The following is a 21,160-nucleotide window of genomic DNA, read 5'->3' as shown; positions in this document are numbered from 1 at the left end:
AAAAAAATTGCGCTTGAAACATAGCGCGGCGGTATTGAAACGATAGCCTTCGCTCCTACTTTCGATGCACTGACGGCGATAACCGCGTCGGCGATTCAACTTCCTGTTGCAGGCCGCGCTGGCCGCACTATCGGAGACTGGACCATGAGTGACTTTTATTTCAGCGGCGACGTTTTCTCTGAACTGGACCGCATGCAGCGGCAGATGTCCTCGCTCTTCGGCAATCTTCCTTCGAGCATGCGTTCGAGCCGCGCGGATGCTTTCCCGCGTCTGAACATCGGCAGCACGGACGATGCGATTCATATCGTCGCGTTCGCGCCGGGCGTCGAGCCTGCATCGCTCGATGTGACCGTCGATAAAGGCACGCTCACCATTAGCGGCGAACGCAAGGCGCAGGCAACGGTGGAAGGCGCGCGCACGTATGCGAAAGAGCGCTTCACCGGCAGCTTCCGCCGCGTGATCGAACTGCCGCAAAACGCGGACGCGGACAAGGTCGAAGCGCGCTATGAGAACGGCACGTTGTCCATCACCATCGGCAAGCGCGAAGCATCGAAGCCGCGTGCGATCACCATTCAGTAAGAGGAAGCACATCATGACCGAGAACACTCAAGTCGCCGCGCAAAACACGAACGACGCTGCGCGCAAGAACGAAGACAATGCACGCCGCGCAACGGTCACACCGGCGGTCGATATCGTCGAGGATAGCAATGGCATCACGCTGTGGGCCGATCTGCCCGGCGTCTCGCGCGAGAAGCTCGACGTGAAGGTGCACGATGCGCGCCTCACCATCGAAGCCGAAGCAGCATTGCCTGTGCCGGGCACGGTGCGCGTGCATCATGCCGAACTGCGCGCGCCGCGTTTCGTACGCGCCTTCACGGTGAGCGAAGACTTCGACACGACGAAGATCGACGCGAATCTCAGCAATGGCGTGCTGAGACTCACGATTCCGCGTCGCGAGCAGGCGCGTCCGCGCCGCGTCGAAGTACGCGCGGGTTAAGCATCGGAAAAGTTATCAGTTTTGTCTCGAGCGGCCGCGATTTTTCGCGGCCGCTTTTTCTTTTGCACTGCGCGCACGCCTCTATAATCTTCAACGGCGGTTTAATTCGCCAACCATTCGAATACTCATAGAAAGAAGGGACTATCGTGAAGAGGCTGGTAACGGTGTTGTTGGGTTCGATGCTTGCCGTATCGATCGGAGCGCATGCAAAAGAGTGGTCGACTATCCGCTTCGGCGTCGATGCGAGTTATCCGCCTTTCGAATCGAAAGCGCCCGACGGCACGCTGGTCGGCTTCGATATCGATGTCGGCAATGAACTGTGCCGGCGTCTCAACGCGAAATGCGTATGGGTCGAAAATGCATTCGACGGCATGATTCCCGGCCTCAAATCGCGCAAGTTCGACGGCGTGCTCTCCACGATGTCGATGACGCCCGCGCGCGTCAAGCAGATCGCGTTCTCCAGCAAGCTCTTTCACGTGCCCACGCGCCTCGTCGCCAAACGCGATTCGAACATCCAGCCGACGGCGGAATCGCTCGCGGGAAAAGCTGTCGGCGTCGAGCAAGGCTCGATGCAGGAAACGTATGCGAAGGTGCATTGGGGCGCGAAAGGCGTGAAGGTCGTGTCCTATGCGGATCAGGATCAGGTTTATCAGGATCTGCTCGCCGGACGGCTCGATGCGTCGCTGCAAAACGCGGTGCAAGCCGAACGCGGCTTTCTCGAGACGCCGCGCGGCAAGCCCTACGGTTTCGCGGGCGGCGCGCTGGAAGACAGTGCGATCTTCGGTCCGGGCACGGCAATCGGCCTGCGCAAGGAAGATACGGACCTGAAGGATAAGCTCGACGGCGCCATCGCCGCGATGATCAAGGATGGCACGTATAAGCGCATCGAACAGAAGTACTTCGACTTCGATATCTACGGCGAGTGATTTGGAATACGTTGCCCGCGAACGATCCATCCAATGCGGATAACTTCGTTCGCGGGCGGCGAGGTTATCCCGCTTGCTTCGCTCTCGCCTAGACTCACATACATAACCGACAACAAGGAGACAACGATGGCGACGCTCAAGCAGATGCAGGCGAAGTTGAAGAAGCTCCAGGCGCAGACCGAGAAGCTGATCGCGAAACGCGCGCAAGCCGTACTCGACGATATTCGCGCGCTGATGGAAAGGCACGGCCTCACGACCGCGGATATCGACCGTCACGGCAAGAAGGCCAAACGCGCGGGCAAGCCGCAGGTCGCGTACCCCGCGCCCGCCGGCCGTCACGAAGCGATGACCAAGCTCGCGAAGAAGGGCAAGCTGCCCGCGAAGTATCGCAATCCGAAGACGGGTGAAACGTGGAGCGGCTGGGCGCGCCCGCCCGCGTGGATCGGGAACGTGAAGGATCGCAGCAAGTTTCTGATCGATGCGGAAAGTGCGGAGAACGCGGTCAAACCGAAGGCTGTAGCGAGGAAAGCGGCGGCGAAAAAAACTGCTGCGAAGAAGAAAGCAGCGGCGCCGGCAGCAAGGAAATCCGTCGCGGCGAAACCGGCAGTGAAACCGGCGGTGAAGCGCAGCGCGCCCCGCAAACGCGCGGCAAAAGCCGCATTGCCGGAACAAGGCGGTGCCGAAACATCGCCATCCACGACAACGGGCGATGCTTCCGTATGAAACCCTGACGTCATCCCATTGTTTGAGATCGACGAAAACTCAATTGGCTTTTCGTGCGATTAAAAAAAGGCTCAGTCCTTCTACACTGCGTTCACATGTCGGCGGCGTTTCGTAGCAACGATTCGCTTCTCCGATTGCAGTTGTCGCTTCGGACAACCGCATCTCCTCATATCTTCGTTGGAGCGTCCTCGTGAACAAGCGACTCGTAGTGGGCTTTGCTATTGCATTGAGTTCTCTTTTCGCCGGCTCGGCATTTGCAAGCGGTTATGGACCGGCGCCGCATTATCGTCCCGATGTCGGAGCGCCGGCTTCGCAGCATGGCGTCAGCGCGCAGACCTTCGCTGCGGAAGAAGCCGCACAAGGACGCGGCGATTTCGGCAATACGGAACGCACCGCGCAGATTCAACGCGGGCAAGTTTCGGCTTCCGCTTCTTCGCAAGTGGCGCAATAAATATCCGATTAACGGACACGATGATGCGAGTTTGTCGTGTCCGTTTTAAAAGCCTTTTATCGTTCTTTCCAGAAATGTCCAAAGCGCATCGTCCACGGAATAAGGGACGTTGAATCGAAAACATGCGCTTTGAGCATCGTCCGGACGGAAATAAGAGCCGGGCGCGAGCCATATGCCGTGCTGCAATGCGCGTGTCGCGACGTCGCTTCCATCCGCCGGATCGATCGGCAACGCGCCCCACAGGAAAAGCCCCGCGCGCGGACGCCGGAACAATTCGACGCCCAGCGCATCCATGCGTTCTTCGACGAGCGCATGCGCATCCTTGAGCTTTTCCACGACGAATTCGACATGCCGCGCGTAGCGCCCTTCCGTCAGCACTTTCTCGACGATGCGCTCCGTCGCCTCCGATGACGTCAGCCCGACCGCCATCTTCGTGCGCGCCAGTTCGCGCAATACGTCGCGCTCGGCGATGACATAACCACAGCGCAACGCGGGCGTGATCGTCTTCGCGAAACCGCCGACGTAGAGCACGCGGCTGAGCCCTTCCATGGCGGCGAGCAACGGCGCGCCGGGCGCGGCGAGCTCGCGGTTCACATCGTCCTCGACGACCCACAGGCCGTGCCGCTCCGCAATCTGCATCAGCCGAAACGCCGACGCCATGCCGAAGGTCGCGCCCGTCGGATTCTGCAAGGTCGTGTTGAGAAAGACCGCTTTCGGTCGATGCTCGACGACGATGCGCTCGAACACGTCGGTATCGACACCGGCCGCCGTGCGTGGCACGCCATGCACCTGCAAACCCGCGAGCCGCAGAATCTGCAGCAGATTGCAGTAGCCCGGATCTTCGACGACGACCGCATCGCCCGGACGCAGCAGCGTGCGCACGATGAGATCGAGCGCCTGCGTCGCGCCCGCGGTCAGCAGCACGTTCGATGCGGCGTCGATCGGCAAGCCGTGGCGGTCCATCTGCTCCGCGATCCGCTCGCGCAGCGGCGCGAAGCCGTACGGATGCCCGTAATCCGCGATGCGCGCCGCCGGTACGCGGCTCACCGCGCGCAACGCGTGCTGCAGACCGCTCTCGTTGACCCATTCGTTAGGCAGCCAGCCGCAGCCCGATTTGATCGGCACGGAATGATCGGCGAATACGTCCGACAAAAGCCACGTCGCGGTGAGGCTCGGCGGCTGCCATTCGACGGCGCGCACGCGCTCGCTGCGCCCGCGTATTGCCACGCGATAACCCGATCCGCGCCGCGCGGTGACGAGGCCCATCGACACGAGCCTGCCATACGCTTCCGTCACCGTGAACGTGCTGAGACTTTCGGCTTCGGCAAGACGCCGCACCGACGGCAGAAGCGCGCCCTCGCGCAACGTCTGCTCCTCGATCGCCGAGGAGAACGCGCGCACGATTTGTTCGACGAGCGTCGGCGCCTGCCGCGCGCCGCGCTCCAGCTTGAGTTCGATCATGGCGTCGAGAATAACGCGGAGAAAGTCCGCCGGCCAATACAGTTTGCAGCATTCTGCCAGCACAGTTGGCAGCGCAGTGAAGCAACTGTCTATGCCTTGCAATTTTGCCGGGGAATACAGTGGCCGTACTTCTTCAGGAGACCCCGTGATGACCGCTCGCCCCGTGATCGAAGACCTCTCGTCGTTCTGGATGCCGTTCACCGCCAATCGCCAGTTCAAGGCCGCGCCGCGCATGCTCGACAGCGCCAAGGGCATGTACTACCGCTCGACCGATGGCCGCGAAGTGCTCGACGGCACGGCCGGACTGTGGTGCGTGAACGCAGGCCATTGCCGCGACGAGATCGTCGATGCGGTGCAAAAGGCACTTTCGACGCTCGATTTCGCGCCGACCTTCCAGATGGGCCATCCGCTCGCATTCGAAGCGGCGACCAAAGTCGCGAGCCTGATGCCCGAAGGCCTCGACCGCATCTTCTTCACGAACTCGGGCTCCGAGTCGGTCGATACGGCGCTCAAGATCGCGCTGGCGTATCACCGCGCGCGCGGCGAAGGCCAGCGCACGCGTCTGATCGGCCGTGAGCGCGGCTATCACGGCGTCGGCTTCGGCGGCATTTCGGTCGGCGGCATCGCGCCGAATCGCAAGACGTTCTCGGGCGCGCTGCTGCCGTCGGTCGATCATCTGCCGCATACGCACGATCTCGCGCACAACGCATTCACGAAAGGCCAGCCCGCGTGGGGCGATCATCTCGCCGATGACCTCGAGCGCATCGTCGCGCTGCACGATCCGTCGACGATCGCCGCCGTGATCGTCGAGCCGCTCGCCGGTTCGACAGGCGTGCTCGTGCCGCCGCAAGGCTATCTGCAAAAGCTGCGCGATATCTGCACGAAGTACGGCATTCTTCTGATCTTCGACGAAGTCATCACCGGCTTCGGACGTTTGGGTAAAGCGACGGCCAGTGAATACTTCGGCGTAACGCCCGACCTCATCACGATGGCCAAGGCCATCAACAACGCGACCATTCCGATGGGCGCCGTCGCCGCGCATCGCAACGTGCACGACACGGTCGTCAACGCGGGCGCGGCCAACGCCATCGAACTGTTCCATGGCTACACCTATTCGGCGCACCCGGTCGCGGCCGCAGCGGCCATCGCGACGCTCGATCTGTATCAGCGCGACAAGCTGTTCGAGCGCGCGGCATCGAAGGCCGCGAAGTTCGAAAGCGCCGCACACGGGCTGCGCGATGCGCCGTTCGTGAAGGACATTCGCAATCTTGGCCTCGTCGCGGGCATCGAGCTCGATCCGCGCGAAGGCGCACCCGGCGCGCGCGCGTATGAAGTGTTCGTCAAGTGCTTCGAGGCGGGCGTGCTCGTGCGCTACACCGGCGATATCCTCGCGTTCTCACCGCCGCTCATCATCGAAGACGATCAGATCGATCAGATCTTCGCGACGGTGCGAAAGGCGCTGGAAAGCGTGAAATAAGCGGCTTTTGCGGTTGCTCGCGGCCCGGCTTCCTGCGATGGAAAGCCGGGCTTTTTATCGCTCCATGACAAGCAACGTAGATGTCGCCGATGCGAACAATCTGCCGCTCGCGTCCTTGAGCGTCGCTTCGGCGAACGCGGCGCGCCGTCCGATCGACAGCACGCGTCCTTCCGCGCGCAACACGCCCGAGTCGCGCGTGAGCGCCTTGTGATACGCGACCTTCAGTTCGAGCGTCGTGTACGCCTGCGTCGCGGTCAGGCATGAATGCACCGAGCAGCCGCACGCGGAATCGAGCAGCGTCGCCGCATAGCCGCCGTGCACGGTGCCGATCGGGTTATACGCGTGATCGCCGGGGACGCCCGCGAACACTGCCCTGCCCGCTTCCACTTCGATGAAATCGAAATCCAGCGATACCAGAATGCCCGGCTTGCGCCCGCTTGCGATCAATCTGCGCAATTGCGCGAGACCGTCGAGGCCGGCGGCGGTTTCTTCGATCAAACTCATTTCGGCGTCTCCGTTTTATCGCTGGCGGTCTTGATCGCATCGTCGTCGCCGGTCGCGCTCCAACCGCCGCCGAGCGAGCGATAAAGCGCCACCGCGGCAAGCGCGTGTTCGCGCTTCGATTGATTCAGCGCATCGGCATCGCGCAGATACGATTGTTGCGCGTCGAGCACATCGAGAAAGCTGGCCGCGCCGCCCTTGTACAACTGCGTCGACAGCGTGAGCGATTGACCGGATGCCGAGAGCGCTTCGGTGAGACGCGCGGTCGATTCGGTCGTGCTGACGAGATCGCTGCGCGTATCCTCGACATCCTTCAGCGCTTCGAGCATCGTCTGACGCAGATGCAGTTCCGACTCGCGCATCCGGCTCTCGTTCTGCTCGACCTGCGCCGTGATGCGTCCGGCGTTGAAGATCGGGCTCGTCGCGTTGAGCGCGGCGGAAAAGAGGTTATCGGTCAGCGTCGGCAAGCCGAAATACGACGAGGCGAGCAAGCCATCCGACAAGCGCAGCGAGAACTTCGGATAACGCTCGGCACGCGCGACGCCCACTTCCGCCGCGCGCTGCTGAACGGTCGCATACGCGACGAGCACATCGGGGCGGCGCAACAAGGCATCGGACGGCAACATCTGCGGCGCGCCGCTGGCGGGAACGGGAATCACGGGCGCGTCGCCCGCATCCACGAGCATCAGCCTGTCGATGGATTCCGGCGTGCGGCCCGAATACACCGCGATCAGACTCAGCTGATGCTGGATCGTCGATTGCGTGCGCGGGATGCGCGATTGCAGGTCGCTCAACTGATTCTGCGCACGTGCGACATCGAGCTGAGTCGACAGACCGTATTGCAGGCGTCGTTGCGTGAGTTTCAACGCGCGTTCGCGAATCTGCAGATTGTCTTGCAGGATCTTCGATTCCGCCTGCGCCCAGCGAAGGTCGACATACGCAGCGGCCGTATCCGCGGCGAGCGCGAGCCTGATCTGATCCGCGGCGTGTTCGCGGCCGACGAGCTGCGCCTGCGATGCCAGCAGTTCCAGCCGCTCGCCGCCGAACACGTCCGGCGTCCAGCTCAGCGCGAGGCCGAAGCCCGCCTGCTTCACATAGCCGAGCGGCGGCGGCGTGTTCTGCCGCGTGTACGCGCCGCCCGCGCTCGCATCCAGTTGCGGGAGCAAGGCCGCGCGGCGTTGCGTCGTGAGCGCTTGCGCCTGCTTCACGCGCTCGACGGCGGCTTGAACATCGAGGTTATCGTTCAGCACCGACGCGACGAGTTCATGCATCACCGGATCGTTGAACTGATTCCACCATGCAGCGGGATCGACGGCCTGTCTCGGCACATCGACGCTCCAGTCCGTGGGCGCGGTCGCGTTGACCGTCGCGGGAAGATCGGCGTGCGTGGCGGGCTGCACCGCGCACGCGGCGAGCGTCAGCGCGGTCACGCCGGAAAGTATTGCGACGAGAAGTTTCTTCATGATCGAAGCATCCAGATAAGGCCCGGTTCAATGCGCGTCGGACGAAGGCGGCGCGCTCGTGATCGGCTTGGCGAACATCACCGTCATCAGGCCGAAGAGGAAACACAGCGCGAGCACGTAGAAGCAATCGGCGAAGGTCAGCACGAGCGCCTCGCGCATCACGAGCGCGTGCAGCGATGCCAGCCCCGCTTGCGACGCGTTCAACGCATCGCCGGCGACGGAAGCGAGATGCGCCGAACTGCGCGCGATCATGTCGTCGACGACCGGCCGACCAATCGTCACGCTCTCGTTCAGATGCAGGTAATGCAGATTGAGGCGATCGTTGAGCATCGTCGCGCTCACCGCGATGCCGATTGCGCCGCCGAGATTGCGCATCAGATTGAACAGCCCGCTCGCCGATTTGAGCCGCGATGGCGGAAGCGAACCGAGCGCCATCGTCACGATGGGCGGTACCGCGAATTGCTGGCCGATGCCGCGCAGCGCCTGCGGCAGCAGGAACTGTTGCCAGCCCCAGTCGTGCGTCAGCGGCGTATAGAAGTAACAGCCCGCGCCGAAGCAGATCAGACCGAATGCGAGCAGCACGCGCATGTCGATGAAGCGCGACGCGAACCCGTACACGCCGATGGAAAGCAGTTGAAAACAGCCGACGGAAAGCAGCGCGAGACCCGTATGCAGCGATTCGAAGCCACGCACGCGCGCGAGGAACACGGGCGTCAGAAACACCGACACGAAGATGCCGATGCCCGTCACGAACGAAAGCAGACTGCCGATCGCGAAGTTGCGCACCGCGAGCGCACGCAGATCGACGATCGGATCCTTCGCCGTGAACGCATGCACGAGGAACAGGAAGCCGCAGATCCCCGAAATCCACGCACAGACGATGATGACGTCGTCGCCGAACCAGTTCTTGCGCGGCCCTTCTTCGAGCACGTATTCCAGACAGCCGAGAAAGCCCGACATCAGCACGATGCCGATGTAATCGCCCTTCTTCAGCAGCGAAACATTGGGCTCGTCGACGTGCACGTACTTCGGCACGAGCAACCCGACGACGAGACCCGGCACCACGTTCAGATAGAAGAGCCAGTGCCACGACCATTGATCGGTGATCCATCCGCCGATCACCGGTCCGACTGCGGGCGCGAGCGACGCCAGCGCGCCGATAGTTGTAGATGCAATCAATCGCTGCTTGCCGGGGAACAGCACGAAGGCGGTCGTGAAGACGGTCGGGATCATCGCGGCGCCGAGCGCGCCTTGCAGTCCGCGAAAGAGGATCATCGAATTGATGTCCCACGCCATGCCGCACAACATGCTCGTGAGCGTGAAGCCGATTGCCGATGCGACGAACAGCCAGCGCGTGGAGAACACTTTCGAGAGCCAGCCCGACATCGGAATGACCAGAATTTCGGCGATCAGATACGACGTCTGCACCCACGACAGCTCGTCCTGGCTCGCCGACAATCCGCCGCCGATATCCTTGAGCGACGACGCGACGATCTGGATATCGAGCGTCGCCATGAAGAAGCCGAGGCACATCAGCGCGAAGGCGAACACGCGTTGCCGTATCGGCTGGCTCGCGGGATCGGAAGGAATGGTGTGTGTCATCGCCGCGCTCCTCAGCCGTTCGACTGCTTCGCGAGATGCACCTTCACCGTCGCCGACAAGCCCGGACGCAGCACCGTTTCCATGCCCTTCGGCACATCGAGGCGGATGCGAACCGGCACCCGCTGCACGATCTTCGTGAAGTTGCCCGTCGCGTTCTCGGCGGGCAGCACGCTGAAGGTCGCGCCGGTCGCGGGCGCGAGACTTTCGACGTGACCGGTGAGCGGCACGCTCGATGCGTCGAGTTCGACGTCGGCTTCGTCGCCCGCGCGCATCTTCTTCAACTGATCTTCCTTGAAGTTCGCATCGACCCAAAGGCCCGTCGACGGAACGATGGTCAGCAGCGATGTGCCCACGTTCGCGAGCACGCCCACGCGCGCCGTGCGATTGCCGACATAGCCATCGACCGGCGAGCGGATCGTCGTGTATTCGACGTTCAGCTCCGCGACACGACGTGCCGCTTCCGCTGTCGCGACGCGCGCCTGCGCATCGGCGATCTGCGCTTCGATCACGCTCAACTGACGCTTGGCCGCGACGAGCGACGCGCCGCTGCGATCCACCGCCGCCTGCGCCTTCGTGTAGTCCGCGTCCGCGCGCTCGACGATCTGGTTCGACACCGCATCGTCCTTCACGAGTTGGCGATAGCGCGAACGGTCCTGCCCGGTGCGCGTGAGTTCCGCCGACGACGCGCGCACTTCCGCCTGCTGCTGGTTGATGACGGCCGCCTGCAGCGCGTCCTTCGCCTGCAACTCGACCACCGCCGCGCGCGCGCCCGACAATTCGGCGTCGGCTTGAGCGAGGCGCGCATCGTAGTCGCGGGCGTCGAGGCGGATCAGCACTTGCCCCGCCTTAACGGGCTGATTGTCCTGCACGAGCACGTCGGTGACGAAACCGTTCACCTTCGGCGCGAGCACGGTGACATCGCCGCCGACGTAGGCATCGTCGGTCGTCTGAATGAAGCGCAGCACGAGCGCCCAGTACGTCGCCGCCGCGATCAGCACGAGCCCGACCAGGCCAAGCGCGAGCAGCATCCAGGGAATCTTGCGCGTGGGCCGCGCGAGCGCCGGCGCCGCTACCGAAGGAATATTCGTCGTAGGAGTCGTCATTTGCGATAAGTGCATATGCACAATTAAGTTTGAAGGAAGGCCTGAATCCATTGCCCGTCATAGCCCGGAAGACTAGTTGTGCATATGCACCAAGTCAACCGTCACGGCGCGCATGAATGAATGACGCAGACGGAAAGAATCGCGCCGAGCCTTGTGCTACAAGGCGCGAAGACGGTTTGCCGGCGCGTCGGGACGCAGGCTCTCGTCGGCGCAGAAGCGCACGGCATGCTCGACGAACGCGCGCACCTTGGCCGGCAACAGCGCGCGCGTGCTGTACGCGATCCGGATTTCGATCGCGGAATCGACGCGCTCGTAGGCGTCGAGCAGCGTGACGAGCCGCCCCGACGCGACCTCGTCGGCCACGAGCGCCGTCGGCAACACGCCGATGCCGAAGCCCTGCAAGGCCATCTCGCGATTGAACACCGCACTGTTCGACGTGATGTCGTGACTGAGCGGCACGCGCAGTTCCTCGCCGCCGATGCGGAACGTGAGCGCCGGCTTGCGGATCGACGGCGACATCGGCACGAACACATGATCGGCGAGTTCGGACGGATGGCGCGGCGCGGGACGTTGCGCGAGATACGCGGGGCTCGCGACGAGCACGAGCGGAATGGTTTCCAGCAGGCGCGTGACGGCGGTATCGGTCGATAGCATGAAAGGCAGCACGATGGCGAGATCGTAGCCTTCGCCGACGAGATCGATGGGTCGCTCCGTCAGCGTCACGTCGAGGCGCACATGCGGATGCGCGCGCCTGAAGCTCGCGACGAGCGGCGCGTAGCGGCTCATCATCACGGTCGTGTGCGAGACGAGCCGCAACAGGCCGGTCGCTTCGCTCGCGCGGTTCGACGCGCGCTCTTCCATCGCCTGCAATTCGTCGAGCAGACGCGAGCAGTCGGCGAAGAAGCGCTCGGCGGTTTCCGTCAGCGAGATCTGCCGCGTCGTGCGATTGAAGAGCCGGCTGCCGAGGCGGTCTTCGAGGCCGGCGATGGCACGCGATACGACGGGCGGCGACAAGCCGAGTATGTCGGCCGCACGCGCGAAGCTCTTCGCTTCGACCACCGTGCAAAACACCTTCAGGCTCGTCAGATAGTCCATGTGCGCGTTCGCGATGCGTGCGGAAGCCCCGATCATGGCACGAAGCCGCCGCATTCGCACGATGAGACGATCGCGCGGTTTTACGAGCCGCGCGAGCATTCACGCGAAAGACGCACGCGCCTAAAGTTCAACCCATGCCATCCACATGGCCAACCACCGAACGAAGGAGCACACCATGTCACGTCTTTCCCAAATCAACGTCAACGAAGCAACGGGCGTCACCGCCGATCTTTTCGCCGCGATCAAGAAGGCCGCGGGCAAGGTGCCGAACGCTTACGCGACCATCGGCACGCATAGCCCGGCCGCGCTCGGCGCAGCGCTCAACGGCGATGCGATTCTCGCGAAGAGCAGCCTCGACAAGGCCGATGTCGAAGCGATCAAGCTCGCCGTCAGCGAACTCGCGGGCTGTGATTACTGTGCCGCCGCGCATACGCTCGTCGGCAAGATGGTCGGGCTGTCGCAGAAGGAAACGCAGCAAATTCGCGCGGGCGAAGCGACCGGCAATGCAAAGCGCGATGCGCTCGTGCGCTTCGTGCGGCATGTCGCGGGCACGACCGGCACGATCGACGCGGCGCGTCTTACCGAAGTGCGCGAAGCGGGCTATTCGGAAGCGCAAGTCATCGACACGCTGTTTGCGATGAGCGTCATCAATTTCACGAACCTCGTGAACCGCGTGAACGACACGGTGATCGACTTCCCTGCTCTCGTCTAAGTTTGCGTCGAGCCTTTGGTCAGCCGGTCGATGACGGAACTCACGAGATCGACCGGCACCGGAAAGACGATCGTCGAGTTCTTGTCGCCGGCGATCGACGTGAGCGTTTGCAGATAGCGCAACTGCATCGCCTGCGGCTGCTGCGCGAGCATCTGCGCCGCTTGCAGCAGCTTCTCCGATGCCTGCAACTCGCCTTCCGCATGGATGATCTTCGCGCGCCGCTCGCGCTCCGCTTCGGCCTGGCGGGCGATCGCGCGGATCATCGTTTCGTTGATGTCGACGTCCTTGATCTCGACGTTCGATACCTTGATGCCCCATGCGTCCGTCTGCGAATCGAGCACGCGCTGGATGTCGGTATTGAGGCGCTCGCGCTCGGACAGCAACTCGTCGAGCTCGTGCTTGCCGAGAATCGCGCGCAACGTCGTTTGTGCGAGCTGGCTCGTTGCTTCGAGAAAACGCGCGACCTGAATCACCGCCTTCTCCGGATCGACGACGCGAAAGTACACGACCGCATTCACCTTCACCGACACGTTGTCGCGCGTGATGACGTCCTGCGGCGGCACGTCGAACACGACGGTGCGCAAGTCCATTCGCACGACCTGCTGCACGACCGGAATGATGAGCACGAGCCCCGGCCCTTTCACCTTCCAGAAGCGCCCGAGCATGAACACGACGCCGCGCTCGTACTCGCGAAAAATACGCACCGCCGACGCGACGATGAAGATGACGAACGCAATGACAATGCCGCTGAAACCGAAGGTAAGCCCCATTTTTCAAGCCTCGTTGTCGATGTGTTCAGGAATGGCCCGCCTCGCGTTCGCCTTCGAGCGGCTCGACGGTCAGCGTGAGACCGTGGCGCGAAATCACCCGCACGCGCGCGCCTTCTTGCGGCAACGCTCGCGGCGCGTCCGCCTGCACGCGCCAGCGTTCGCCCTGCACGCGCGCCCAACCGCTGCCGGATTCGTGCGCCAGCATCACGCCGATGGTGCCGAGCATCGCTTCGCCGCCGCTCACGACGGGCCGCTTGCGCGCTTTCAACGCGACGCCCGACACGGTGAACACGAAGAGCGCCGTGAAGAGCGCGAGCCCGGCAACGAGCCCGACCGGAATGCCGAAGCCGGGAACGTCGGTATCGATCAGCATGAGCGCGCCGATCGCGAACGCGATGATTCCGCCGATGCCGAGCGAGCCGAATGTCGGCAGAAACATTTCCGCGACGAGAAAGCCCATGCCGAGCACGATCAATCCGAGTCCGACGAAACTGATCGGCAATAGTTGCAAAGCGAACAATCCGACGAGCAGGCAGATCGCGCCCGCGACGCCCGGCAGCACCATGCCCGGATTCGCGAACTCGAAGAAGAGGCCGTACATGCCGATCATCATCAGGATGAGCGCGACGCTCGGGTCGGTGATCGTCGCGAGAAAGCGGCTGCGCCAGTCGGGTTGCAGCACGACGAGCGGCGCCTGTTTCGTCGCGAGAACGCGATCGCCGCTCGCGGTTTTGACATGACGGCCGTCGAGTTTCGCGAGCAGGTCGGGAACGTCGTTGGCGGTCACGTCGATGACCTCCTGCTCCAGCGCTTCCGTCGCCGATAACGCGACCGCCTCGCGCACCGCGCGCTCGGCCCATTGCACGTTGCGTCCGCGCAGTTGCGCGAGGCCGCGGATGTAGGCGGCGGCGTCCTGCATCTGCTTGCGCGTTTCGGTCGATTGCGCGTCTGCGTTTGACGCCGCCTTGCCCTCGCGCTCCGATCCGCCGATGCCAAGCTGCACCGGCGACGCCGCGCCCAGATTCGTGCCGGGCGCCATCGCGGCGATATGGCTCGCGTACGTGATGTACGTGCCCGCGCTCGCAGCGCGCGCCCCGCTCGGCGCGATGAACGCGGCGACCGGCACCGGCGACGCGAGCATCGCCTGAATGATCGAGCGCATCGAGAGATCGAGGCCGCCGGGCGTGTCGAGTTCGAGCACGACGAGTTGCGCGTGCTCGTCTGCGGCGCGGGCGAGCGAGCGCACGACGTAATCCGCGCTCGCCGGCCCGATCGCGCCCTTCAGCGGAATCACGACGACGGGCGCCGCCACGGCGGCTACGGCGCTCATCGGCACGAGGGCGAACGCCATCAGCAGCAGCGCGTGGCGCACGCGTCTGCACAGCCAGTCAGCGAAGTTCGTTTTCATCGGCGAAAGCCGGACGCGCATATGCGCGGCGGTTCCTCGTGTTTGGTCTCTCTTTTAGCTTAGGTCAATTGCGAGATCACGGCCGGCGCGTCGTTCGGTCGATGACCTTTTCGACATCGGCCGTTTCGCCGAGCTCTTTCACGAAGCGCGCCGTGTCGAAGTCGCCCGACACGCAGCCGTCGAGATAGATGAAGCGGCGCTGCAACGTGAGCCACAAACTCGTTTTCTCGCGCCACTGCAGCGAGGCGTTGAGCGAATTCAGGCGCCGCGTCACGCTTTCGGCGATTTCCTTGTCGTAGTCGTAGCTGTTGGCGAGCCGGCAGCGCCCCGCGATCCAGCAGCTATTGCCGCGTTCGATGCGGTAATGCGCTTCGTCGAGCCATTCCTGATGCGTTTCGAACGGGCCGCGCGGAGCGGCGCAATCGGCGATGGCGCTCGAAACGTGCAGAAACGGATCGTTGCCGCGGTTCTCGCGCCTTTCTTCGGCGTGTGTCCCGTACGGGGCCGCGGCGAGCACAGCCGCCAGCGCGAGCGTTCCGTAAGCCGCGTTTCGTGTCATCGTGCGCGCCTTTCGTGGAGCCATCGTCCAGACAGCATAGTTCATCGCGTCGAATCGAACGCCACGCGGGAAGTCGGTAAACTCACGATGTGGCGCACCGCCCATTCCTCGCACCGAGACCGACATGAAACAGGCACTCCACCATCTGACGGTCGCGACAGGCTCGCGCGGCCTGCACGAAGTCACCCGCGACGTCGATCACTGGATCGACCTTCAGGACATCCGCACTGGCGTGCTCACGCTGTTTTGCCGGCATACGTCGGCATCGTTGCTGATTCAGGAGAACGCCGACCCCGACGTGCGCGTGGATCTCGAACGCTATTTCGAGTCGGTCGCGCCCGAAGCGCCCGGCCGCTACGTGCACGACACCGAAGGCCCCGACGACATGCCCGCGCATCTGCGCACCGCGCTGACCACGGTGCAGCTTTCGATTCCCGTCGAGGCTGGCCGGATGGTGCTCGGCACTTGGCAGGGCATCTACGTGTTCGAGCACCGGACGGCGCAGCATCAGCGCGAACTCGTCTTGCATCTGATCGGCGAGTGACCTAATATACGCACCGCGTATATTTCGGGAGCGGTGACGGTGACTCAGGAACTTCAGCAGCAGACGATTCTTCGCGATGCGATGCGGCGTCTGAACATGACGCGCGACGCGTTCGCATCGCGCATCGGCGTGTCGCGGCGTGCGTTGGACACATGGTTGCTGCCGGACGAATCGCCGGAGTCGCGCGCGATGCCGGAGATCGCCGCGCGCTATGTCGGCGAGATTCTCGGCGGTTTGCCGGAAGGTGGCCCATATACGCAAAGCGCACATTTGGCCATCGACTTCGAAGGCCGGCCGCAATTGCTTTCGATCGACCAGTTTTCGCGCGACTCGGCTGAAGCGCTGTTCCGCACGGCCGACATGATGCAGCCCATCGCGCGGCGCAAGAAAATCACGCGCGTGCTCGAAGGCGCGGTGCTTGCAAATCTGTTCTTCGAGGCCAGCACGCGCACGCGCGTGAGTTTCGGCGCGGCGTTCGCGCGCCTCGGCGGCTCCGTGTGCGACACGACCGGCTTCACCTTTTCCTCGATGGCGAAAGGCGAGTCGATCTACGACACGAGCCGCGTCATCAGCGGATACGCCGACGCGATTGTCGTGCGGCATCCGGAGCAGGGCTCCGTCGCGGAATTCGCGCGCGCGACGAACATTCCCGTCATCAATGCCGGCGACGGCCCCGGCGAGCATCCGAGTCAGGCGCTGCTCGATCTGTATACGATCCAGCGCGAGTTTTCGCGTCTCGGAAAGATCGTCGATGGGGCGCATATCGCGATGGTCGGCGATCTCAAGTACGGCCGCACCGTGCATTCGCTCGCCAAGCTGCTCTCGCTTTACAAGGGGCTGAAGTTCACGCTCGTGTCGCCGGGTTCGCTGGAGATGCCGGCGCATATCATCGAGCGCATCGCGCGCGGCGATCATGTGATCGAACAGACGAGCGACTTGCGCGCGGGACTCGCGGGCGCCGACGTGGTCTACGCGACGCGCATCCAGAAAGAGCGTTTCGCCGATGAGTCCATCGAAGGCTATACGCCGGATTTCCAGATCAACCAGGCGCTCGTCGACGATGTATGCGGACGCGACACGCTCATCATGCATCCGCTGCCGCGCGACAGCCGCCCCGGTGCGAACGATCTCGCCACCGATCTGAATCACGACTCGCGCCTCGCGATCTTCCGTCAGACCGACAACGGCATTGCGGTTCGCATGGCGATTTTCGCGGTGCTGCTCGGCGTCGAGCATCAGGTGCGTCACTCGATGCGCGATGCGGCATGGAAGTCGCCTGCTTCCATCGGTCCGGACGATGCGGTCTTTCATGGCTTCGATTGATACGTTTTTTACACGCGGCGCACGTGTCTTTGCGCGACGTTGACGCGAGCCGCCCTATCCTTCTACACAAGGGAAACGTGATGGAGCAACGGCCATGGATATGTCGCTTGCGTGGGCGGTCAGCCGTCGAAAATTGCAGGATGATGGGTTAGGTGCATGTCAACGTGTGCGGGTTCTGGCGCTTGCGCATTTCGCGGATAGCGAAGCGTCGCGGGAACGCATACGCGCGTTGTTTCATTCGCCGCTTGGCATCTACGTGAGTCAGGCGCAGCGTGAAGGTTGCGAACTGCGGCTCGAATTCGATACTGCTAGCGAAGACCTTGCGTTCACCTTGCGAACGTTGAAGCGCGTGTTGCCGGAAGCGCGTGTCGAAGGGATTGCGCCGCGTGTGTTTGCGCATCGGATGAACACGCGCGACGCGGGGTGAGGGTCATGCGGCCGGAAGCTCGCCAGACATCGACTGCCGACGATGATAAGCGGCGGATGATTCCAGTCGCTCAAACTCTTCGTAGGACAGATTCCACGTATCCGGATCGAGTTCGATGCCGCGCTGAATCGCCGCCTCTTCCTCGGGCGTAGGAAGGATGAACCCTTTATACGTTTGTTGCATACCGATTTATCTCTCTTCTGTTGGCGCGGCGCAAACTGATGATGCGCCGCGTTTCGCTTCTCTGCGTGAACACTACGCAAAACATGAAGCCTCGAATGGGCGCGAAATTGACTTCGCGTACCTCTCCATAGTCGCGACGACCATCAACCTTCGGCGCGACATCGTCCCACGCAATCTCCCTCGCAAGCTCCAGCGACACACCATGCTGAAGCCGATTGATCGCGTCCTTCAACGGGTCAAAGGTGATGTCGAAGTGCATTCATTGTGGTTCCCAGAAGTAGAAGTGACAAGGCGCGAAAGTTCTGATTTGCGGATTGCGATTCATCCGAACTCCGAACGATTTGCGTCACTTCATTCTTCTGAAAACCTCACGGCTTTTCTATAGACCGATTGGCCAACGAGCACGTATGATCCTGCAGCTCTTCGGATGACGCCCAGTTGCCTGGCTGAACGTGATCGTTGAGAAGAAAGAACGCATGCACGCCATCGCCACGCACGGCGCCGACGAGCAGCAGCGTCTGTTCGCCCATGGTCTGGCCGCGGCTTGCGGCATAGGGCGCGACGAGCTTGAAGGGATCCGTATGCGCGAGATCAGCATCATCGATACGCATCGCGCTGTACACATGGCCGCGCAATCTCACCGGCAGCGGCTTCCACGCCGTGCCGATGCCCGGTCCCAGTTCGCGCAGCGTCTGGGCGACATCCGACGCGAGACAGTCGATATGAATGTGCAATTGATTCTGCGTGCGCCCGCTTGCCGAGTTGATCGCGAGCGAAATTTCGTCGCGCGGCAGCGTCCGGCGCAACGCGCGAAAGACATAGCCGCGCGCATTCCATGCGTCGCGAAAGTATTTCGGCGCGTGGGGCTCGAGCAGTTCGGGACTTTCGATGCCGCTCACGCGCGCGGTCGGAATCAGCAGATACTGCGCGGCGCCGACGATATCCTTCAGCACCGCATAGCCGCCCGCCAGATTCACGTCCGCGCATTTCTGCCGGACCTGCGCGCCCTCGGCGGCGGGCTCGCAGTAGTCGTGGACGATTTCCCACAGCGCGTTGGGATTTGCCGCGCACGCGAGCGGCAGACAGAGCAAACCTGGCGCGGCGAGGCGGCGTAGCTTCTTTGTGATTTTCATCGGCATGATCGGGCGGCGCAAAAAATCGATAGCCTGCCGGATTATGCTTGCAGGCGCGTGACCACGCCGCGAAACGTGACAAAACTCCGCGTCGAATGCAACGCGGAGCTTCGTCGACCGATGCGCAAATCAAGCCGACTCAGCGCGATTCACGGGATGCGGTTCCTTCAGCTTGTTGGCGACGCGCGCCGCCTCGAAGTACGACGCGTTCGGCGGACGCTTCAGATACTGTCCCGCGCCGCGTTCCGCGCGCAGATCGCCGTCGGTCCACGCGAGCGCGCCGCGCGTGAGCGTGTGCGTCGCGACGCCCTGCACTTGCATGCCTTCGAAGACGTTGAAATCGACCTTTTGATGATGCGCCTTTACGGAGATCGTGCGGGTCGCGTTCGGATCCCATACGACGAGATCTGCGTCCGCGCCTATCTGCACCGCCCCCTTTCGCGGATAGAGATTGAAGATTTGCGCCGCGTTCGTCGATGTCACGCGCACGAATTCGTTCGGCGTGAGACGTCCCATGTTGACGCCGTGATGCCACAGCACCGACATGCGATCTTCCACGCCGCCGCAACCGTTGGGGATCTTCGTGAAGTCCTCGCGGCCCATCGCCTTCTGCGATGCGCAGAACACGCAATGATCCGTCGCCGTCGTATGAAGCTGTCCCGATTGCAGCCCGTGCCACAATGCTTCGCGGTGCTCGCTCGTGCGAAACGGCGGGCTCATCACGTGCGCGGCGGCGCGCGTCCAGTCGGGATCGCGATACACCGATTCATCGATCACCAGATGGCCCGGCAACACTTCACCGAATACGCGCAGTCCTTCGTTGCGCGCCTTGGCGATGACATCGACTGCATCTTTCGCCGACACATGCACGATATAGAGCGGCACGCCGAGCACTTGCGCGATGCGGATCGCGCGATTGGCCGCCTCGCCTTCCACTTCGGGCGGACGCGACAACGGATGCGCCTCCGGTCCCCTGAAGCCTTTCGCAAGTAGTTGCTTCTGCAACTGAAAGACGAGCTCGCCGTTTTCCGCGTGCACGGTCGGCAGCGCGCCGAGTTCAAGCGAGCGCGTGAAGCTGTTCACGAGCACTTCGTCGTCGGCCATGATTGCGTTTTTGTAGGCCATGAAGTGCTTGAAGCTCGACACACCGTGTTCGTGAACGAGCAGGCCCATGTCGCGATGCACCGACTCGTCCCACCACGTCACCGCGACGTGAAAGCCGTAGTCCGCCGATGCTTTCTCAGCCCAGCCGCGCCATTCTTTGAACGCATCCATGAGTGGTTGCTTCGGGCTCGGAATCACGAAGTCGATGATACTCGTCGTGCCGCCTGACAATCCCGCTGCGGTGCCGGTATAGAAATCGTCGCTCGCGGTGGTGCCCATGAAGGGCAGTTCCATGTGCGTGTGCGGATCGATGCCGCCCGGCATGACGTACTGACCGCCGGCGTCTATGGTGTGCGTATCGGCCGGTGCCTCTATGTCGAGGCCTATCGCCAGGATCGTGCCACCGGCTTGCGGGTCTGCGCAGAGAATATCGGCGCGGTAGGTGCGGTCAGCGTCGATGATGGTGCCGCCGCGGATCAATGTTGGCATTGAAGTGTCCCTCCGGGGGTTGTCGTTGCGTTGCGTTGCGTTGCGTTGCTTGTTCGCTTCCGCTCTCGTGAAATCCTTTGTTCGTGTCGGTCTATTAGCACTGCCCCTGTGCGGGGCGGCACTCACTTTCTTTGCTGCTGCAAAGAAAGTAAGCAAAGAAAGCAGCTCCCGATACGCCCGCGGTCACACGCAATTTGGGTAGTCCTCTCGTCCATCGTGGGCTGCCTAAAGAGTGCCCTCATAGGCCCCATCGGGCTTGGCTCGCGCACGGTCTGTGTCATCGCACCACACAACAAACTGGTTCAGCACCAAATAGCTCCAGCCCGCTTCGCGGCCGAACGGCCAATCGGGTCCGCGAGTGCTTCTCTACTTACCCTTCCCTCTGACCACGCCGCGTGTTCCTCACGTTGGTTTCCCTTGCAGACCCGGCGGCAGCGCGTAGCGCTGTGCCGAAGCTGTTTCGTGCTGATCCAGCGCCCTTGGAAAACTAGCTTGTCAGACCGTGCGCGATCCAAGCCCGGTTAGTCCTTCGATGGCACTCTTTAGGCGAGTGCCATCTGCAACGAGAGAACTACCCAAATTGCGTGTGACCGCGGGCGTATCGGAAGCTGCTTTCTTTGGTTACTTGTATATTGAATCTGGCGTCCGGAAGCTGATCTCTCCCGTTCGCTCGAAGCGGTAGCCCGTTTGTGTTACATGGGCTCACAGC

Annotated in this window: 22 protein-coding genes; 10 read left to right on the top strand and 12 right to left on the bottom strand. The window is 62.7% G+C overall.

Annotated features, from left to right (window positions below):
• Nucleotides 1-144: 144 nt before the first annotated feature.
• From NCS02_RS16125 to NCS02_RS16105, 5 genes are all read left to right on the top strand, one after another.
• Nucleotides 145-579 (top strand): Hsp20/alpha crystallin family protein, encoded by a 435-nt coding sequence (locus tag NCS02_RS16125; protein WP_008353683.1) that lies wholly within the window; start codon nucleotides 145-147, stop codon nucleotides 577-579.
• A gap of 13 nt (nucleotides 580-592) precedes the next feature.
• Complete coding sequence (locus tag NCS02_RS16120) at nucleotides 593-997, top strand: Hsp20/alpha crystallin family protein (protein ID WP_250435622.1); 405 nt, start codon at nucleotides 593-595, stop codon at nucleotides 995-997.
• A 179-nt stretch (nucleotides 998-1,176) separates the two neighbouring features.
• Complete coding sequence (locus NCS02_RS16115; protein ID WP_284502730.1) at nucleotides 1,177-1,923, top strand: ABC transporter substrate-binding protein; 747 nt, start codon at nucleotides 1,177-1,179, stop codon at nucleotides 1,921-1,923.
• A 126-nt stretch (nucleotides 1,924-2,049) separates the two neighbouring features.
• Nucleotides 2,050-2,646, top strand: coding sequence for an H-NS histone family protein (locus NCS02_RS16110; RefSeq protein WP_250523232.1), 597 nt, complete (start codon nucleotides 2,050-2,052; stop codon nucleotides 2,644-2,646).
• Between the two features lie 190 nt (nucleotides 2,647-2,836).
• Entirely contained in the window at nucleotides 2,837-3,097 is a 261-nt protein-coding gene (locus NCS02_RS16105; RefSeq protein WP_008353687.1) for a hypothetical protein, read from the top strand.
• A 45-nt stretch (nucleotides 3,098-3,142) separates the two neighbouring features.
• On the opposite strand, the gene NCS02_RS16100 is transcribed toward NCS02_RS16105, so the two are convergent.
• Nucleotides 3,143-4,558 carry an aminotransferase-like domain-containing protein gene (locus tag NCS02_RS16100; RefSeq protein WP_175979176.1) on the bottom strand — a complete coding sequence of 472 codons (1,416 nt, stop codon included), beginning with the start codon at nucleotides 4,556-4,558 and terminating at the stop codon, nucleotides 3,143-3,145.
• Nucleotides 4,559-4,706: 148 nt separating this feature from the next.
• Here NCS02_RS16100 and aptA point away from each other — a divergent pair, with 148 nt between their 5' ends.
• On the top strand, nucleotides 4,707-6,035 hold the full coding sequence (gene aptA / locus NCS02_RS16095; protein WP_250502884.1) for an omega-aminotransferase AptA: 1,329 nt from the start codon (nucleotides 4,707-4,709) through the stop codon (nucleotides 6,033-6,035).
• Nucleotides 6,036-6,089: 54 nt separating this feature from the next.
• Here the strand turns inward: aptA and NCS02_RS16090 are convergent, their stop codons facing one another.
• The 5 genes from NCS02_RS16090 to NCS02_RS16070 all read right to left on the bottom strand — a co-directional run bounded on the left by NCS02_RS16090 (nucleotide 6,090) and on the right by NCS02_RS16070 (nucleotide 11,799).
• Complete coding sequence (locus NCS02_RS16090; protein WP_008353692.1) at nucleotides 6,090-6,539, bottom strand: PaaI family thioesterase; 450 nt, start codon at nucleotides 6,537-6,539, stop codon at nucleotides 6,090-6,092.
• The gene (locus tag NCS02_RS16085) at nucleotides 6,536-7,999 is read right to left on the bottom strand and encodes an efflux transporter outer membrane subunit (protein WP_250523231.1); all 1,464 of its coding nucleotides are present in this window, start codon (nucleotides 7,997-7,999) and stop codon (nucleotides 6,536-6,538) included. The genes NCS02_RS16090 and NCS02_RS16085 overlap by 4 nt, the downstream gene beginning before the upstream one ends.
• 27 nt (nucleotides 8,000-8,026) lie before the next feature.
• Entirely contained in the window at nucleotides 8,027-9,601 is a 1,575-nt protein-coding gene (locus NCS02_RS16080; RefSeq protein WP_250523230.1) for a DHA2 family efflux MFS transporter permease subunit, read from the bottom strand.
• Between the two features lie 11 nt (nucleotides 9,602-9,612).
• The gene (locus tag NCS02_RS16075) at nucleotides 9,613-10,704 is read right to left on the bottom strand and encodes an HlyD family secretion protein (protein ID WP_250502882.1); all 1,092 of its coding nucleotides are present in this window, start codon (nucleotides 10,702-10,704) and stop codon (nucleotides 9,613-9,615) included.
• A 156-nt stretch (nucleotides 10,705-10,860) separates the two neighbouring features.
• Nucleotides 10,861-11,799: a LysR family transcriptional regulator gene (locus tag NCS02_RS16070; RefSeq protein ID WP_250502894.1), complete on the bottom strand. Its 939-nt coding sequence runs from the start codon at nucleotides 11,797-11,799 to the stop codon at nucleotides 10,861-10,863.
• 175 nt (nucleotides 11,800-11,974) lie between these two features.
• Here NCS02_RS16070 and NCS02_RS16065 point away from each other — a divergent pair, with 175 nt between their 5' ends.
• Complete coding sequence (locus NCS02_RS16065; protein WP_008353697.1) at nucleotides 11,975-12,511, top strand: carboxymuconolactone decarboxylase family protein; 537 nt, start codon at nucleotides 11,975-11,977, stop codon at nucleotides 12,509-12,511.
• Here the strand turns inward: NCS02_RS16065 and NCS02_RS16060 are convergent.
• The 3 genes from NCS02_RS16060 to NCS02_RS16050 all read right to left on the bottom strand — a co-directional run bounded on the left by NCS02_RS16060 (nucleotide 12,508) and on the right by NCS02_RS16050 (nucleotide 15,248).
• Nucleotides 12,508-13,281 (bottom strand): slipin family protein, encoded by a 774-nt coding sequence (locus NCS02_RS16060; RefSeq protein WP_175979171.1) that lies wholly within the window; start codon nucleotides 13,279-13,281, stop codon nucleotides 12,508-12,510. The two genes, NCS02_RS16065 and NCS02_RS16060, sit on opposite strands and share 4 nt — an antisense overlap.
• A 25-nt stretch (nucleotides 13,282-13,306) precedes the next feature.
• Entirely contained in the window at nucleotides 13,307-14,689 is a 1,383-nt protein-coding gene (locus NCS02_RS16055) for an NfeD family protein (protein WP_502800881.1), read from the bottom strand.
• A 76-nt stretch (nucleotides 14,690-14,765) separates the two neighbouring features.
• The gene (locus tag NCS02_RS16050) at nucleotides 14,766-15,248 is read right to left on the bottom strand and encodes a BON domain-containing protein (RefSeq protein WP_250435612.1); all 483 of its coding nucleotides are present in this window, start codon (nucleotides 15,246-15,248) and stop codon (nucleotides 14,766-14,768) included.
• A 124-nt stretch (nucleotides 15,249-15,372) separates the two neighbouring features.
• Here NCS02_RS16050 and NCS02_RS16045 point away from each other — a divergent pair, with 124 nt between their 5' ends.
• The 3 genes from NCS02_RS16045 (at nucleotide 15,373) to NCS02_RS16035 (ending at nucleotide 17,542) form a co-directional block, all read left to right on the top strand.
• Entirely contained in the window at nucleotides 15,373-15,792 is a 420-nt protein-coding gene (locus NCS02_RS16045; RefSeq protein WP_250502880.1) for a secondary thiamine-phosphate synthase enzyme YjbQ, read from the top strand.
• A 39-nt stretch (nucleotides 15,793-15,831) separates the two neighbouring features.
• A complete protein-coding gene (locus NCS02_RS16040) occupies nucleotides 15,832-17,115 on the top strand; it encodes an aspartate carbamoyltransferase (protein ID WP_409014153.1) in 1,284 nt (427 codons plus the stop codon).
• 94 nt (nucleotides 17,116-17,209) lie between these two features.
• Nucleotides 17,210-17,542 (top strand): hypothetical protein, encoded by a 333-nt coding sequence (locus NCS02_RS16035; RefSeq protein WP_008353709.1) that lies wholly within the window; start codon nucleotides 17,210-17,212, stop codon nucleotides 17,540-17,542.
• Between the two features lie 166 nt (nucleotides 17,543-17,708).
• Here NCS02_RS16035 and NCS02_RS16030 read toward each other — a convergent pair whose 3' ends face one another.
• The 3 genes from NCS02_RS16030 to hydA all read right to left on the bottom strand — a co-directional run bounded on the left by NCS02_RS16030 (nucleotide 17,709) and on the right by hydA (nucleotide 20,451).
• Nucleotides 17,709-17,984, bottom strand: coding sequence for a BrnT family toxin (locus NCS02_RS16030; protein ID WP_034471857.1), 276 nt, complete (start codon nucleotides 17,982-17,984; stop codon nucleotides 17,709-17,711).
• Between the two features lie 109 nt (nucleotides 17,985-18,093).
• Nucleotides 18,094-18,858: a CDP-diacylglycerol diphosphatase gene (locus tag NCS02_RS16025; RefSeq protein ID WP_250523229.1), complete on the bottom strand. Its 765-nt coding sequence runs from the start codon at nucleotides 18,856-18,858 to the stop codon at nucleotides 18,094-18,096.
• Between the two features lie 129 nt (nucleotides 18,859-18,987).
• Nucleotides 18,988-20,451: a dihydropyrimidinase gene (gene hydA, locus NCS02_RS16020; protein WP_250502879.1), complete on the bottom strand. Its 1,464-nt coding sequence runs from the start codon at nucleotides 20,449-20,451 to the stop codon at nucleotides 18,988-18,990.
• Nucleotides 20,452-21,160 lie beyond the last annotated feature (709 nt).

The sequence above is a fragment of the Caballeronia sp. NCF2 genome, assembly GCF_023631205.1.
Taxonomy (GTDB): domain Bacteria; phylum Pseudomonadota; class Gammaproteobacteria; order Burkholderiales; family Burkholderiaceae; genus Caballeronia; species Caballeronia zhejiangensis.
This window is presented reverse-complemented; position numbering and strand designations above follow the sequence as displayed.